The sequence below is a fragment of the Xylanibacillus composti genome (assembly GCF_018403685.1).
Taxonomy (GTDB): domain Bacteria; phylum Bacillota; class Bacilli; order Paenibacillales; family K13; genus Xylanibacillus; species Xylanibacillus composti.
Genome location: NZ_BOVK01000047.1, coordinates 1 through 15,416, shown reverse-complemented (window position 1 = coordinate 15,416; position 15,416 = coordinate 1). Strand labels below are relative to the sequence as shown.

Annotated in this window: 18 protein-coding genes; all 18 read right to left on the bottom strand. The window is 46.3% G+C overall.

What is annotated here, in order from left to right; translation table 11 throughout:
• Positions 1-375: 375 nt before the first annotated feature.
• Complete coding sequence (locus XYCOK13_RS16000; protein ID WP_244865206.1) at positions 376-762, bottom strand: DoxX family protein; 387 nt, start codon at positions 760-762, stop codon at positions 376-378.
• Positions 763-775: 13 nt separating this feature from the next.
• Complete coding sequence (locus tag XYCOK13_RS15995) at positions 776-1,168, bottom strand: SRPBCC family protein (RefSeq protein WP_213413245.1); 393 nt, start codon at positions 1,166-1,168, stop codon at positions 776-778.
• A 144-nt stretch (positions 1,169-1,312) separates the two neighbouring features.
• Positions 1,313-1,753: a hypothetical protein gene (locus tag XYCOK13_RS15990; protein ID WP_213413244.1), complete on the bottom strand. Its 441-nt coding sequence runs from the start codon at positions 1,751-1,753 to the stop codon at positions 1,313-1,315.
• A gap of 265 nt (positions 1,754-2,018) precedes the next feature.
• On the bottom strand, positions 2,019-2,384 hold the full coding sequence (locus XYCOK13_RS15985) for a DUF4362 domain-containing protein (RefSeq protein WP_213413243.1): 366 nt from the start codon (positions 2,382-2,384) through the stop codon (positions 2,019-2,021).
• 259 nt (positions 2,385-2,643) lie between these two features.
• Positions 2,644-3,021 (bottom strand): hypothetical protein, encoded by a 378-nt coding sequence (locus XYCOK13_RS15980; protein ID WP_213413242.1) that lies wholly within the window; start codon positions 3,019-3,021, stop codon positions 2,644-2,646.
• Positions 3,008-3,754 (bottom strand): DinB family protein, encoded by a 747-nt coding sequence (locus XYCOK13_RS15975; protein WP_213413241.1) that lies wholly within the window; start codon positions 3,752-3,754, stop codon positions 3,008-3,010. The genes XYCOK13_RS15980 and XYCOK13_RS15975 overlap by 14 nt, the downstream gene beginning before the upstream one ends.
• A gap of 11 nt (positions 3,755-3,765) precedes the next feature.
• A complete protein-coding gene (locus XYCOK13_RS15970; protein ID WP_213413240.1) occupies positions 3,766-4,353 on the bottom strand; it encodes a hypothetical protein in 588 nt (195 codons plus the stop codon).
• Positions 4,354-4,765: 412 nt separating this feature from the next.
• Positions 4,766-5,239, bottom strand: a complete 474-nt coding sequence (locus tag XYCOK13_RS15965; protein ID WP_213413239.1) for a DUF4358 domain-containing protein — start codon at positions 5,237-5,239, stop codon at positions 4,766-4,768.
• A 2-nt stretch (positions 5,240-5,241) separates the two neighbouring features.
• Positions 5,242-6,393, bottom strand: coding sequence for a DHHW family protein (locus XYCOK13_RS15960; protein WP_244865205.1), 1,152 nt, complete (start codon positions 6,391-6,393; stop codon positions 5,242-5,244).
• A 14-nt stretch (positions 6,394-6,407) separates the two neighbouring features.
• Entirely contained in the window at positions 6,408-7,814 is a 1,407-nt protein-coding gene (locus XYCOK13_RS15955; RefSeq protein WP_213413238.1) for an MBOAT family O-acyltransferase, read from the bottom strand.
• A 23-nt stretch (positions 7,815-7,837) separates the two neighbouring features.
• Positions 7,838-8,518 carry a GDSL-type esterase/lipase family protein gene (locus tag XYCOK13_RS15950; protein ID WP_213413237.1) on the bottom strand — a complete coding sequence of 227 codons (681 nt, stop codon included), beginning with the start codon at positions 8,516-8,518 and terminating at the stop codon, positions 7,838-7,840.
• Between the two features lie 111 nt (positions 8,519-8,629).
• Positions 8,630-10,453 carry a sensor histidine kinase gene (locus XYCOK13_RS15945; protein WP_213413236.1) on the bottom strand — a complete coding sequence of 608 codons (1,824 nt, stop codon included), beginning with the start codon at positions 10,451-10,453 and terminating at the stop codon, positions 8,630-8,632.
• Entirely contained in the window at positions 10,450-11,124 is a 675-nt protein-coding gene (locus XYCOK13_RS15940) for a response regulator transcription factor (RefSeq protein WP_213413235.1), read from the bottom strand. The genes XYCOK13_RS15945 and XYCOK13_RS15940 overlap by 4 nt, the downstream gene beginning before the upstream one ends.
• 126 nt (positions 11,125-11,250) lie before the next feature.
• Positions 11,251-11,985, bottom strand: a complete 735-nt coding sequence (locus tag XYCOK13_RS15935) for an ABC transporter permease (protein WP_213413234.1) — start codon at positions 11,983-11,985, stop codon at positions 11,251-11,253.
• A gap of 13 nt (positions 11,986-11,998) precedes the next feature.
• A complete protein-coding gene (locus XYCOK13_RS15930) occupies positions 11,999-12,700 on the bottom strand; it encodes an ABC transporter permease (protein ID WP_213413233.1) in 702 nt (233 codons plus the stop codon).
• Positions 12,697-13,428, bottom strand: a complete 732-nt coding sequence (locus tag XYCOK13_RS15925) for an ABC transporter ATP-binding protein (protein ID WP_213413232.1) — start codon at positions 13,426-13,428, stop codon at positions 12,697-12,699. The genes XYCOK13_RS15930 and XYCOK13_RS15925 overlap by 4 nt, the downstream gene beginning before the upstream one ends.
• A gap of 74 nt (positions 13,429-13,502) precedes the next feature.
• On the bottom strand, positions 13,503-14,594 hold the full coding sequence (locus XYCOK13_RS15920) for a sensor histidine kinase (protein ID WP_213413231.1): 1,092 nt from the start codon (positions 14,592-14,594) through the stop codon (positions 13,503-13,505).
• Positions 14,591-15,298: a response regulator transcription factor gene (locus XYCOK13_RS15915; protein ID WP_213413230.1), complete on the bottom strand. Its 708-nt coding sequence runs from the start codon at positions 15,296-15,298 to the stop codon at positions 14,591-14,593. Before XYCOK13_RS15915 ends, XYCOK13_RS15920 begins: the two co-directional genes overlap by 4 nt.
• Positions 15,299-15,416: the final 118 nt, after the last annotated feature.

Sequence of the window (15,416 nt, the reverse complement as noted above, 5' to 3'; positions counted from 1 at the left end):
ACAAAATCTTTGACAGACCCGCGCCAGACGCTGGAGCAGAAGTCCGTCACCGCACCCAATGTCAAGCACACTCCCGCCGCGCATCTTGGTCTCCGCTACTAATTCGTCGTGAAAGGCAGTATTGTGATTCCAATATTCCTTCATATGATCCCCCTCATATTTGCAGGTGCAACACATTTGACTATACCACCTAAATCATACCATAATTTTCATAGAGTAAGTGGCGGCTCTTCCTCATCATTCCATGAATTAAACAAAAAAAGCCCTGCAACTGAGCAGAGCAAAGAGTTTTTATTCAAGCATTGCTCTCACGAACGCCATCCACTTGAACATGAATAGTTAAGCACGAATGTAGTGTTATCCATCCATTAAGAATTATAGAGGACTCGCAGACGCAATTTTTCTATTCGCTGGTCTAAAGTACCACGAAGCTGCAGTTAATAGGAAAAGCAACATGACAGGAAGAATATCGACGATGGGATCACCTAATGCCATGTGCGAAATAACCGCCCCCGCAATGGTAAAGAAGAATCCTGCATATGCCCATTCTTTCAGCAAAGGAAATTTAGGAATCAGTATAGCTGCCACACCTAAAATTTTCGAAACACCCAGTATAGTGAGGAAATAGGAAGGGTATCCCAAGTGTGACATCATGTCAACCTCCCCCTCCAGCTTGAGCAGCTGAACAATTCCTGTAGAGAGCATCCCCAATGCCAACCAAATGGTAGCAATCCAATACAAGATTTTATTTCTTTTTGTCAAATTAGCTGCCTCCTCAAGAAATCTGGTTCAACAACTCTTTCAATCCATCTACCATGCTTGTCCAGCCATACTTTGCACCATTGAAGGCTTGATTTTCTTGTTCAAACCCTGATTGTACTAGATATAAGTGGGTTGTATCGCCTTCCTGCTTTAAAGTCCACGTGACTACTGTGTTGATTGGCCCGCCTACCCAGGAGTAAGATAGCTTATTGGGCTTATCCACTACAAGCACTTCACTATCCACGATTAAACCAATTTTCTCATTTCGGAACTGGCACTTGTATCCTACGATGGGTCTGAAATTGTTTTCCTTTACCCATTGCGCAAGTGTATCCGAATGGGTTAGGGCATCCCATACCTTGTTAATGGGGCTTTTAATTTGAAATTCTAATGTCAATTCTGCCATTCCCTATTCCTCCAACATATTTTTTAGTACTATCACGCTTCGTTCCAAAGCAACACGCAAATAAGGACACCAAAGGGTGTCCTTATTATATGACACCGAATGGTGTCCTGTCAATTTTATTTTCCGTGTATTGTTAAGTTGTCGCTACTTTAATTTTTCCTGCAGACTTTCATCAGAAAGTGTAAACATGATGGATAAATCATTGATTGTCCGTATTTGCACAAAATGATCAGCTTTCGAGTCCCCCATTATTCCCGTAACATGTATTTGCCCTTTGGTTACAGGATCTTTAGGATTATAGATGAAGGCGACCTCATAATCAGAGTAACCCTTGCCATAAACATAAGCATACAAATCTTCCCTTGTGTTATCTTGATAAATGAAATATTGTCCGCTTTCCCCTGTAAGTCGCGCGTTTTCTAACCACTGATTGACCTCATCAGCGTGCCCCGGCTCCACCACATCCAACTCATAATGAAACACCTCGACCATACTGCTTTCAAGGTCATAGATTTCTTGTTCTTTTTCCGTTGAACATCCAGAAATCAGCGTCATAAGTATCACAATGCTGAATAATTTACGCATGCCCGCTCCTCATCTATTCTGATTGGCCAGACCCTTTAGTACTATGTATCCTGTCAAGTTGTTCAATCAACACACTCAGTTTTTCGTTGGATTCCTTTAACTCGTTTCGAATGTGAATCATTTTCGTTTCAACATCCCACAGCCGAACGGCTATCACCAATGTAATGACACACAATATAAAAATTAGTATAGCTAACATGGAGATCCCCTTCCAGCTGGATTTACACATTAACTTGAGCTTAACATAATCTCCGTTTAATGTCTTTTACCTGTCTAAATTTAATACAAAGCTAAATTGTTCACCTATTTCTTTGTTCTCCCCAAAACATTCATCCAATTTATACTCAACCATAGTATGGCTAGTTAGCTTCGACATCTTCATACAAGTCGTACTTCTTACATTTTTGATGCCAAACTTGTCTCTAGAATTATCATATTTGTATTTTACATACTGACCGTCGAAAGTGAAGTCATAGTTTATCGGGTCTCCTTCAATCGTGTACGTAGTAATTCTAATTCGATCTTCCACACCAGAATTTATATGAGAGAGAAATTCATCTAATCGCTCTGCATTTGTAATGTTACCGTGTACATCTACAATCTCCCCACGTCGCTCTTCTTCATCATACAAATTGTTACATGCAACTAATATGAAACAGAGCACTAGACATATTGTTTTTTTCAATGTGTATTCCCATCCCCCACTTCGGATTTTTATGTGTGATATTCGAAAGAAGCTAGAAAATGTTCTTAAGTTCTAAATAAGGAATTTGTTTGTTCACTGATACAAGGAATCAGGCCGATGCTGAACTCTCCACATACTCATTCTACTCAATTGCTCGATGGCATCAGCAATTATCATTCTACTTTCTCACGCCGTGGCGTGAAGTCTAGAAACCTATACCTATAAATGGACTGATATGAATCACTGCACCGAATACAAATAATACAAACAATATCTTATGTACGCGCTCTTTCATATTAAAGAGATAAATTTGAAGTATGGAGCGAATGAACCAGAACAAGCCTATTCCAAGCAGCAGTGCTCTACCGAGATCAGTTTGCTCTATTTCAGCCGGATAAGAATAGAGACAATAGCCGACTAGGAAAAACATAAAGGTGAGGCAGAGATTCAGCGTCTGAACGACCGCTCTGTTCACAGGGGATACTTTTTTAAGTTGTTCTTCCCATTTCAAGAGCTTCCAAAAAAATAAATGAAAAATCCCGAATGCGAAATTATACAATGCTAACATTTTAATCACTAACATCTGATTGCACCCTTGGGTTTTTATCGTAGCTTTCCTTAGATTTCTTATGCTTCTGGATCTTTTGCTTGATTCGTATGGATTTGTTGAGATGCAAAAATAGATGTCTCGTCGCCGGCATCAGTATCAATCCCGCGATTGTTTTTTTCCCCCAATAATCAAGTAACCAGCCCGATTCTTTTTTTACCGCGCGCTGTTCTTCAAGCAAATGAATTCTTTCGATTTTCACCTTTTCTTTCAGATCGCCCGGTTGCAAGCGAGTTGCGATTTCACGGGTTTTTCGCCCAACTTCTACCCGATATTCCCTTAACGCACATAGATCCATTTCCGAACTTAACTGAGAAATCTCATTCTCCGTCATATCATTTCCTGAATGAACGAAATCCACTTTAAGCGTCCTATGCCAGTCACCCGTATGCAGAATCTGATGATCACCGCTCACCAAAACATTCATGGTCATATCTTCGATTCGGGTAATATGCCACAAATGCCAGGCAATCGAATTATTCGTATCCGGTGCGCCAACAGGGTATTGACGAATGGTCGTTTCCAGTAATCCATCAAACAATTCATCTTCGAGAGTAAGAGATGTCGAATTCGTCATACTGGATGAATGAAGTAACGCATGATTGTTCAAAAACAAATGAACAGCTTGATCATGTTCGGATGGCTTTGCGATGATCGCAGTAAGCTTCTTTTGATTGGCATTCCATAATTTCCTTTGTTGCAGATCCATCCTTTTACCTCCTAATTGTTGGATTGTAGTCCTTCCCCTAATGGATACCACCGTAGATCTACTGCTCTTATATGATGGGAGTTAGCATATCGATATTCGTATAGGGTCTTGCCGTCATTGTTTAATGCTTTTGGATTTAAGTCATTCCAGCTAATAGATTCGGTCCATGAAAAAGTCACCGGTTCCCCTACAATCACCGGTTTCCGTTGGAGCTGTGCGCCAAGCCCAACCTCTAATGAGGTGACTTCTGGATCATGCACGATAACACTTAGTACGGTTGCTTTTTCTCTTTCGTTCGCCATACTTACGCCCCCGATTGTTCTAATGGGATCTTCTTGGTGAAAGTAATAGACCGATGTTCTTGAAACCCAGAGGAAAGCAAGCTTTTTCATACTAATGGCCGTTATGGGTTTCTCAGCAGAATGAAAGATATAGACGGTTCCCCAGTCATAATCCACTTGATCGAGAAGGACTGAATCCTTAGGCACATGTGCATTAGCTCTTGCGGCGCTTACCCCGTCTAACCTGTACCCGGATGTATATAGGAAAACAGATACGATTAGAGCTATGATGAGCAAGGCAGTAATATTTCTTTTCATTTTTACCTCCAATGTATAACTAGATGCGATGTAATAAGAAACAAGTCGGCGACTCTGACAAATAGTCTACTCGTACTCTTCCAGGAGCAGAGGCGTTAAGCAACGGATTCCGAGTTATTTCGGGATCAGCTTTTCTAGTATTGTCATAGCCCATGCCAATTTGATTATAGATCGGTTTTTCCATACTGCCTCCTTAATGACCATATCATGAGAAAGGAAAAGGATGCCCCCGTAGTTGTGAACTGTAGCTGCAGATCACTGGAGACATCCCCTCACAAAAAATATATGGTCATTGTACCAGAATATGAACCGGTTGAGAAGATTTCCGGCGTTATTAGTCGTTGGGCAGCTTGAACTCCATCGCGATCCGAGTGCAGCGAACGCACTCGGCTTTACATGTGGAGTGGCATGATCACTTCAACGCCTCATCGAAGACTTCCTCCATTCGATCGGCCTCCTCTGACACAGCAAATAGAATAAATCGCCCTTTCGTCTTCAACACATGCCTCTCGATGAGATAGTATTCCTCCGGACGATAGCCTTGAAATTTGACCGATTGCGCATCAATGCGCTTCTGTATGTTTTCAATCAGAGTGTCGACTTCATTCGCATCCTTGGCTTTGATCACCGCCAGTTCATCTGCCTTTACATTGGACGAAGCCGTGTATAGCACGAAATCCTCTACTTTCTCCGCCTCAATATGAAATAACTTCTGCAATTTCTCCCAATCTCCCTGCTTCATATCGTCAAGGCTTGCCGCTTGTTGGATGTACCTTCCTACCTCAACGGCCGTAAGTTCTTCCGAAGCCCCGCTGTTGCCGGAGCAGCCTAGCAACATCTGCGCCACAACAGAGACCGCAAGCATTATCGGCAAAAATCGTTTCATGATCATTCACTCCGTAAATTTAAGATAAATGTATCTTCAAAAAATGTGTGGACATTATACAGAATCAGCATGTCATGGTAATGCCGCTCCTCTACCAGCTCTGTCAGCGACTCGCCGTAATAGCGTAGATCGACGACATCGATCTCGGCGAAGTGCTCTGTAAGGAAGGGGATGAAGCTGTTGGCATACGAATCCTTGACCACCAGCAGCTTGTTCCCGTCCGTCTGATCCGTCGTAATTCGAACCAGGCTATGATTGCCGTCCATGAACACTGTATATGAATCCTTCTTGTTCAGATTGTCCATCTCGTACAGCGAATCCGCAACCCGGCCTTCTTCCACATACTCCACCTTCATCCTGGCTCCCTCTTTCGGTATATACAGGTCGATGCGATCGGGCTGCAGATGGTGATAGCCGCTCTTCGAGTAGAGTGATCCATAGAAGGCATCCGTCACTTTCCGGATGTGGAACGCTGCTGGTTCTTTCGCAACCACCCCCATCTGCTCGGACAACTCCCGATATGCGTAATAAGCGCCTCTGGTCGTCCAATGATGGTCCGTCTTGTACATAATGGGTTCCTCACGCTTCTGATACAGCGCTGAATAAACGTCGACATAACGAATATCGGACCCATGCAGCTCAATCCATTGCCGAACCTGATTCAGTACAGCCTGCTCATCGCCAACCGGCGCATACGCCGGCAGCTTTGCCCGAAACAACGAGGCAGCTGTCGGCGCGAGCATCAAGTACTTGCGGAGGCCGGGCGTTGCTCGGTGGAACGAATGAATTGCCTCCATCCGCTCGTCCACTTCATCATCTGACGGCGATGAGAAGGATTGGATGAGATAGCCGTCCGCACCCAGATATACGCCGTTGTTGTCCCTCTTGCCCCAAGCCCGATCCGCAGTGGTCTTTATTCCGATCCATAAGTCCCGGAGTGCAAATTGATCGGTTGCATATTGCTCGTAATGAGTCGCAAATGCCCCCGACAACAGCGATCGCATCGAGAAAGACGGCTTTCTCTCCAGCACACGGTTTTCCGCTTCCGAGAACGACTTGTCAGGGGTCAACCAGTTCATGACGATCATCGTCCCGATGAACAACAGCAGCGATAAACCGGTTATGGTTCGAACCCAATTGGTAGTTCCGGCCAAGCTCGCCCCTCCCCTCAAAAGCGAAAATATAAGAACGGATTATACGACTCGCTGACCAAATAAGCGGTCGACAATACCAGCCCGATCCCATAAAACGCGGTCACGATGATCACGCCTACGCGATTCCAGCGGATTTCCACAAGCTCGATCATCTTCCTAGGAAGCGGTGTCGCGCATATAGCCAGCAACACAAACAAGCCTCCGTACGTGAACAAATCATAAAGTGCTTGGCGATCCGCCAACTCGTGCGCACCGAACCCGAACATCGTCCCGATGAACGCAAATGCGGCAGGCAAACGTTCATATTCGAACAGGACCCATCCGACAATGACAAGCAAAAGCGTGTATAGATGCCCCAACCAGTTCGGCCAGCGCGTGATCCGCTCCAGAAGAAACAATTTCTCCAAGGTCACGATAAAGCCGAAATACAAGCCCCATACGACAAAGTTCCAGCTCGCCCCATGCCACAAACCGGTCAGAAACCAAACAATCAATAGATTTCTGAGCTGCTTGCGCAAGCCATGCCGATTGCCGCCAAGCGGAATATAGACGTATTCCCGGAACCAGGAGCCCAGAGAAATATGCCATCTGCGCCAAAATTCCGTCACGCTTCTTGAAATATACGGATGCCTGAAGTTTGCCGGCAGATCGAAGCCGAACATCTTGCCGAGTCCTCGAGCCATATCCGAATACCCGCTAAAGTCGAAATAAATTTGCAAGGTAAACGCCAGAATCCCTAGCCACGCGGAGAGAACGGTCAACTCCTCCAGCGGCGTAGATTTCACGCTCGTCCATAGCATGCCGATGTTGTTTGCGAGCAGCACCTTTTTGGCGAGTCCCCGGATAAACCATCCCGCTCCTTCTCCGAACCTCTCCAACGTCACTTTACGGGAGGCCAGCTGCCCTGCAATGTCGCCGTATTTGACGATCGGACCAGCGACGAGCTGCGGGAACATGGCGACATAAGTACCGAAGGCGATCAAATTGCGTTGCGGCGGCACTTTACCGAGATAGACGTCGGCCACATAAGACATCGTTTGAAACGTATAGAAGGAGATGCCGATCGGCAGCGGCAAATCGGCAACCTGCATATGCAGGCCGAACAGTTCATTAACGTTCTGAACGACGAACCCCGCATATTTGAAGAAGCCGAGAATCGCCACATTGCCGCACATAGAGCCGATGAACACCGCCCGGGCTGCCCATTTGCGGTGTCTGTACTTGTCGATCAGCAGCCCGTTTAGATAATCGAATACGGTGGAGAAGATCATTATAAGGATATACAACGGTTCGCCCCATGCATAGAAGACGAGGCTAACCGCGAATAGAACGGCATTTTTCAGTTTCTTGGGCGACACATAGTAAGTCAGTAATGCGGCGGGGAGAAATTGGAACAGGAAAATCAGGCTGCTGAATACCAATGCTTATACACCTTCCGCCGCCGTCACTTCACGCGTTGCGGCAAATTCGACGATTCTTGCAAATATCCAAGCAGGAGCGGATAAAATTCCGCTTGGAAGTGAATGCCGTCCGTATCGTACAGGTCAGCATGATCGGCAACAAGCGGCGACAGATCGATAAATTCGACCTGTTTCTCAGCAGCCAGTGCCTTCAGTCTCTCATTGTATTCCGCAATGTTCCCATATCGAGGTTCCGCCTCTTCCGCTTCCGCCGTCACCGGAGTAACGGATAACAGCGTGATCGATGCATCCGGAAGCTGCTTATGAATCTCTTCAATCAATTGCGCATAGTGCGACAACGAATAGGCTACCGGATCGTCAGTCGGCCATAGAATATCGTCTGAACCCAACTGGATATAGACATGCTCCGGCATTCGGCTGACGAGCTCATCCACATCCCCCGTCTCAAGCGCAATATGGGCCGTCTTCCCCGCTCCTGCAAGAACGTTCTCCACATCCAACACATCGTGGTACGACAATCCTTCCGTAATCGAGTCTCCAAGGAACACGCTCGTTGCATAGAAGCTTGGTTCCGGAGCGGAACCGTCCCCGGTCTGCCCGGAGGAAGCTGCGGGTTGTCCGTTATTGCCGCATGCCGCCGCCAGCAAGACGACCATTATCGCGAGTATCACCATTCCCTGCTTGCTCTTGCCCATCTTCTTCATTTCCCCTTTCTATCAGCTCAAGGGCAAGTATAGGCGATGGAAATCAAGAACAGATGCAGATCAGATGCAGATGAGGTGCATATTCAAAAAAAAAAATGCAGAACCGAAGTTCTACATTTTCGCCTTTCTCTTCAATTCGAAATAGAACAAAACGCCGTCCTCCGTATTCATTGCCCCATACGGCGCGCCATGCAGCTCAAGGATCTGCTTGGAAATCGCAAGGCCGAGTCCGGTTCCGCCGGTCGTTCGGTGGCGGGAATGCTCGCCGCGATAAAATCGATCCCAGATCTTCTTCATTTGCTCGCTTGGGATATGAACGCCCTTATTCTCGATGTTGATTTTGACGGTATCCGTTTCTACATCAGACGAAACCACAATGTGATTGTGTTCCGGCGTGTAACGAATGGCATTCGTCATGAAATTGACAATCACCTGCTCGATCCGATTCTGATTGGCGACGACTTCGACAGGGCTGATGCCGACATGCAGATGGATATTCTTCTCTGCAATGTCCGGCGCCAGCTTCGCACAGATGCGTTCCAGAAGTTCATCAATTCGGAATGAATCCATCTCCAGCTTATATGTGCCGGATTCATACCTTGCCAATTCCAACATATCGTTGACCAGCAGATTCATCTTCTTCACTTCGTCTTCCATCGCCGCAAAATAATAATCCCTCCGCGGACTATCTGCCTTGTCCTTCATAATATAAAGACAGCTTTCCAGCACGCTGAGCGGAGTTTTCAATTCATGCGATACGCCGGATATAAATTCTTTGCGCGTCTGCTCCAGACGCCTTTCCTTCTCAATATCCTGCTCCAGTCGCACAATGTGAGCGTTCAGCATATCCGACAGCTGATTAATATTTCGCGACAAGCTGCCAATCTCATCCTCGCTCTTGATCGGAATTTTGTTCGAGAAGTCAAGCTTGGCCATTCTCTGAGTCATCGTGTCAATTCGAAGCAATGGAGCAGCGATTCGCCGGGAAAAGTACAAGGAAGCGAGCACAACAAGCAACAACGTACCGATCACGATATACCCGTAATAACTTCGCATAACCTCCGTAGCTTCGTTCACTGGCTGCAGCGAAGTCATGGCGAACAGGTAGGCGGGAGGCCCAGTTTGATCGACGCGCTCCACAAATATTTTGTAAGCAATATCATTCACTTCGTAGTCCGTTAAAGTGTTCGTCTGATCCGCATAGTCGCCATACAGAAGATCCGCTTGAAAAGCCTTCACCCGATCGAGAAATAAGCGATTCATATAGCGGGAAGCTTGCTCGGCTTGCGGGAGCCGAATCTGCGTAATGGTTCCGTAAACCAGTACGCTCGGGTACCGTTCACGATACTCGAGTGGACTCTCGAATCTCGGTACGACCTCATACTCTTTGTTGACAAGCTGCTCATTTTCCAGTCGGTTTTCCTGTCTGAGGTTGAAGACATCCCTGCCAATCCGCTGTGGATATAGCTGATCTTGAATCATGATCCCTTCAAGCGCGATCCGCTGCCCTTCCTTTCTCAAGAAATCAGGAAAAAGCGGGTTGTCGGCATTCGCCTCCTCTACATCCATAACCGTGTACAGCGGAACCGTGATCGTTGCGTTCGAGAGAATCGGGGCGATATCCGAGTGCTCCAATCGAATCTCCATCTTAAAATCGTCCGCATATTTCAAGTAGCCCCTTTCATCCAACAGAGCAAGCCAGGCATTCGAATCTTGGTAAAACGCCTGCTCCTTCATAATTGCGGACTCAGCATCCCCGACGTGAATCCATTCGTCTTGCTGATAAGATTGGAGGGCATCGCTCACCTTCTCCACCTTCTGATGCACATAAAATTGCTTGAAAAATACAGTTTGGCCAACAAAAATACTTGCGATCACCAAGAGACATAAACCCGTCGTCAGCAAAAACAGCTTGAATACGATGCTCTTTCTCATGGCCGTTCCTCGAACCTATACCCGGAACGAACGACGGTGACGATATGCTTCGCATGCTCGCCCAGCTTGGCTCGCAAATTGCGGATATGGCTGCTGAGTGTGCGATCTTCTCCGTCGAAATCATAGCCCCAAATTTTCGTAATGAGCTGTTCCCGGGACAAGAGGATTCCTTTGTTTTCCATCAGGTAAGTCAGAATTTCGTATTCTGTGTGCGTCAGGCTGATCTTCTCCCCATTTATAGAGACCGTTCGCGAGGGCAAGTGAATCGCAATCCCTCCTCCGATCAGCATATCCCTCAGCCCGTGTATCGGCCGACTTTCCAGCAACCGCTTGCTGCGAGCCAGCAAGATAGGCGGACTGCATGGTTTGATGACATAATCATCCGCCCCGAGTTCGAATCCGAGCAACGTGTCATCCTCTTCCGAACGGGAGGTTAACATCAGGATCGGGACGTTCGAAACTTTGCGAATTCGCCTGCATACCGACCATCCGTCCAATTCCGGCAACATAATATCCAGGATGACCAGCTGCACATCGTGCTCTTGAAATAACTCAAGCGCCAGCCTTCCGTCGCCCGCCTCAAGTACTTGATATCCTTCATCCGTCAAGTATTCCTTCATAATCTCCCGCAAAACTTGCTGGTCTTCTACAATGAGTATCGTTTTCGCCATGCTGATGACCTCTAATCATTTCATTTTCATAGTTCCTTATAACAAGATGGTACCATGACTATGAATACGCCACAATGCACAGCCGACTCCGGCACGCCTCCCAAGGCTAATGCCATAACACACTTCTTAAGCAATCGTCTTTTTCCGATAAACGTAGCTTCCCCATATGCATGCGGCGACAAAACTGAGGCCGATCCAGCCATACAAACTAAGTTCGTCCACTCGTGGTGCGAACGGAGTGCCTTGGGGCATCATGGCATAAAACGGAAGTATAAAAGGAAACCACATGCCGTACACGGAATGAAGACCGGATACTACAATGTTAGGCAGTACACAGGCAACGTTGATGCTAAACGCAATACCGAAGCTGCTCAATCGAGAAGAAAACCACAATTGGAGCGCCGCTAACGGTAAAATACTGATCCAGCCGCTTATGGTACTGTTTAACACCATTCCCCAGTTCAAGTTACCTTCTACGCCAGAAATGAAGCCCGTTACGATAGTCGCTCCAATGAAAGCCAATTGAATCACAGCCAGGATTATAGCAAGTATAGTTAATTTAGCGGCATACATCTGAGTCCACGAATAGGGCATCACAAACCATAGCTTCCAACCGCCCGACCGGTGCTCATAAAAGCATAGAAGAGCAGCCAGGATCCCGGTGAACAATGGGTAAAAAAACATGGAATGAAAATGGAACACGACCATCAAAAAATGCGGCCAATTCGGAGAATAATACTCCTGTAACATTTCCAAATCACTAACTCCCAAGGTCATGTTCACCAGCAAGTCAACTGCGATCAATAGTGCAACTAGACCCCACTGTATTTTCACAGCCTCTGCAGCAATTAATTTTCTCATCTTCTCCACCACCCTACCACTCGATTCTTGTAAAATGTCGTACTCCCACCAGCCACACGACGACTCCCGTAACCATCCCTGCCACAACCCATTGCTGGTGATCCAAAACTAAAGGAGACGATAACGCGGGGTAAGTCCAGGGCAAATAATGCAGCAGCTCCAAGTTGGAGCGGGCGAGAAACAAACTGGATATTGATCCGGTGACACCGAGTCCGACTGGAATCGACTGGTTAGAAGAAACGGCAGACAGCCAAACCTGAATGTTCATAAAACCGCCTGCTGCAATTAGACAATAAATCGGTTGCTTGAGCAAGATATCCCATGGAATAGCCTCTTTCGAAACCAATTTCCATAATACCGCTGTACCAGTGATGATCAGCAGAACTTCCAAGGCCACCAATAGAAAAACAACGACAAGTTTGGCGATGATGATGTTCTGTTTGGCGACGGGGAGTGCGGAAAGAAGCTTCCAGCCTTTCGCCTCATGTTCGGTGGAAGCGACCACACTGGCGAGAATGGTAATGCTGAACATCAGGGTGATCGAAAGAAAAAAATACTGAACGGAAAATATAGAAAATTCCCCTCCAGCACCTTCCCGAAAGTTAAAGTACCAAAGTCCCCCGACCAGCAAAAGATGAAAAAGCGAAGCCAAGACGGGAAAAATGAAGCAAAACCTTCTCATTTTGAGCCATTCTACCTGAAGCAGTACGTTCATAGGCTTCTTCCCTGTCCCGTCATTCCAAGGAAAATGCTTTCCAGTGACAAATCCCCGCCTTTTTCCTGCAGTGCAGCCAAAGTGTCTTGATAAATTAATTTGCCTTCGTGAATAATCCCCACATGTTCGGCGATTTGCTCGATCTCATGAAGGAGATGGCTGGAAATAAGCACCGTCATTCCGAATTTTTCAGGAAAACTCTTAATCAATGAACGAATTTCTTGAATACCGGAAGGGTCCAGCCCGTTTGTAGGTTCATCTAAAATGAGCAATTGGGGCCGATGGACAATAGCCAGCGCAATTCCCAGCCTTTGCTTCATCCCCAATGAGTAATGCTTGACCTTTTTATCGGCTTGCTTCTCTAAACGGACCAGTTCCAACGTCTCTTTGATCTGAGATTCTGAAACGTCTAATAACTTGGCGACAATTTTCAAATTCTGATATCCGGATAAATGTCCGTAGTACGATGGAGACTCAATTAAAGCGCCGACCTGGCTTAAGATACGGGTGCGTTCCTGTGTAAAATTCTTGCCGAACACGCGAATCGTGCCACGGTCAGGCTTGATCAGCCCGAGAACCATCTTCATCGTCGTCGATTTTCCTGCTCCATTCGCCCCTAGAAATCCGTAAATCGAGCATTCGGGCACCTTTAAACTTACCCCGTCCACTGCGATGTTTGTCCCATACCTTTTAGTTAAATCGCTCGTTTCCAGTACATGTGCTTCCATTCCTTCCTCACCTCTGCTATTGATTCTTACACCCTAACAATAGCGACCGAAAGTAAACGGAAGGTAAACAATTTTTATTCCATCACGCTGAGCGGCAGTTTCATCGTCAGTACGGTGCCCTGACTCGGGGCACTCTGTACGTCAATCTCCCCCTGATGCTCGGCAACCAACGCTTTCACTACAATCAAGCCTAGCCCTGCACTATCCGCGGCTTTCTCCTCGCCGCCCACACGATCACCAAACACGTTCGCGATCACAGATGGAGGCATGCCCACACCGTTATCCGTCACCGTTATGTACAGGCGATCTTTCCTTTCCAATCGAACGGTAATTTCCGTATCTGGCGGATTATGAAGTACCGCATTGATGAGTAGATTTTGCATAACCCGCTTCAGCAACAGTGGATCAAAATAGTACTCACAGACTTCAACGCCTGTTTCAAAGGCGAAATGATATCGCGCCGACCTTGGATTATTCGCCGCGTCTATAGTAATCTCTCGTAAAAACTGGACAAGATCGCCCCTCGATTTTAAGGCAATCGGCTGCGCCTGTTTGACCTGAAATGTATGAATCAGCCCTTCGATCTCGTCTAGTTTTTGTTTAACCACCTCAAGAGCTTGCCCCCGTTCATCCTCAGTCAGCGAAATGTCTGAATTCGTCATCAAATCCATGTATCCTTTTACATACGAAAGAGGCGTTTTGAGATCGTGAGATACGCCCGACAACCACTGCTCCTTGACTTCGTTTTCTCTCGCAATCTCCTGACGATTACGCTCTAACGAAGTTGACAGCTCCTGCAAGCGAAGAAAGACACTCTTGAAAGGTAGATAGTGCCATTTCATCTTCTTTTTCTTATTCCAGAGAAACGCATATGTTTCGGCGTACATCTGGCGGTTATACTTCCCCTCTGACAATCCCTTGAGCCAACCGATCACGGCTAACAGCGGCTTGCCGATGATCATTCCCATCAGATAGCTGTAGCAACCGATGATGAACATGAAGATTAGAGCTTGATAGACTTTGATATTGACCTGGTTGAGAGCAGGCACCACCTCCATGGCAACGATAACAAGTACTACAATCAGTACAAAGCTGATGGAGATGACAACGGAGGACGCCAGTAAAAAGAACAGTACAAGGAGCATGGAGCGTTGTATAATCGTCATCTTGTATATCCTTCTCTTCTCACCAATTTGTATCCCAATCCTTTAATATTAATCAGAAATTGCGGATTCTTTGGATCAGGTTCAATTTTCTTGCGCAGCCTGGAAATGTGAATGACCACCGTTTTCTCATCCCCTGTCTGGTAAGGTTGCCATACTTTTTCATACAGTTCGCTGGCTGTAAAAATCAGATTGACATGCTCACATAAGAAAGTAAGCAATAAAAATTCCATTGGCGCACAGGGAACTTCCACACCTTGAACAAACAGTTGTCCGCTTTTTTTATGTACAGCAAAATATCCGAAATCATAAACCGCTCTAGATACGATCTGGACGCGCTGCATTCTCTTTAAATGGACTTGAACTCTGGCCGCAACTTCCGTAGGGTTAAACGGTTTGGTGATATAATCATCCGCTCCCAGTTCAAACCCTTTGATCTTGTGGATGTCCTGATTTTTGGCCGTTAAAAATAAAATAGGCGCTTCCGTTATGTTCCTCATCTTCTCGCACACATCAAATCCATCGCCGTCCGGCAGCATGATGTCGAGGACAATTAAAGAGATATCCCGCTGAAGAAGAATCTCCATCGCCTGCTGCGCTGTCGTTGCCGTTACTATATTGCCAATACCGTATTTACTTAACGTAAAGGTCAACAGATCCAGGAGGCCTTGTTCATCGTCAACCAGCAAAACCGTTGCATGTTCCACGGCGGTCCACCCCGCTCTACTAAGTTGATCGTTGTAGAAAAAACATCGTATTTTGATCAGATTATACCATAGTGAAATGGATGGAGGAGCTGATTACGAGTTGAGTCCGTATAATTGT

Bases quoted from the DNA above. Each gene is read 5' to 3' on its own strand.
- XYCOK13_RS15945 (WP_213413236.1), bottom strand. From the start codon at position 10,453: ATGAGAAAGAGCATCGTATTCAAGCTGTTTTTGCTGACGACGGGTTTA.
- XYCOK13_RS15965 (WP_213413239.1), bottom strand. From the start codon at position 5,239: ATGAAACGATTTTTGCCGATAATGCTTGCGGTCTCTGTTGTGGCGCAG.
- XYCOK13_RS15920 (WP_213413231.1), bottom strand. From the start codon at position 14,594: ATGACGATTATACAACGCTCCATGCTCCTTGTACTGTTCTTTTTACTG.
- XYCOK13_RS15975 (WP_213413241.1), bottom strand. From the start codon at position 3,754: ATGGATCTGCAACAAAGGAAATTATGGAATGCCAATCAAAAGAAGCTT.
- XYCOK13_RS15970 (WP_213413240.1), bottom strand. From the start codon at position 4,353: ATGAAAAGAAATATTACTGCCTTGCTCATCATAGCTCTAATCGTATCT.
- XYCOK13_RS15980 (WP_213413242.1), bottom strand. From the start codon at position 3,021: ATGTTAGTGATTAAAATGTTAGCATTGTATAATTTCGCATTCGGGATT.
- XYCOK13_RS15935 (WP_213413234.1), bottom strand. From the start codon at position 11,985: ATGAGAAAATTAATTGCTGCAGAGGCTGTGAAAATACAGTGGGGTCTA.
- XYCOK13_RS15990 (WP_213413244.1), bottom strand. From the start codon at position 1,753: ATGCGTAAATTATTCAGCATTGTGATACTTATGACGCTGATTTCTGGA.
- XYCOK13_RS15940 (WP_213413235.1), bottom strand. From the start codon at position 11,124: ATGGCGAAAACGATACTCATTGTAGAAGACCAGCAAGTTTTGCGGGAG.
- XYCOK13_RS15995 (WP_213413245.1), bottom strand. From the start codon at position 1,168: ATGGCAGAATTGACATTAGAATTTCAAATTAAAAGCCCCATTAACAAG.
- XYCOK13_RS15950 (WP_213413237.1), bottom strand. From the start codon at position 8,518: ATGAAGAAGATGGGCAAGAGCAAGCAGGGAATGGTGATACTCGCGATA.
- XYCOK13_RS15925 (WP_213413232.1), bottom strand. From the start codon at position 13,428: ATGGAAGCACATGTACTGGAAACGAGCGATTTAACTAAAAGGTATGGG.
- XYCOK13_RS15930 (WP_213413233.1), bottom strand. From the start codon at position 12,700: ATGAACGTACTGCTTCAGGTAGAATGGCTCAAAATGAGAAGGTTTTGC.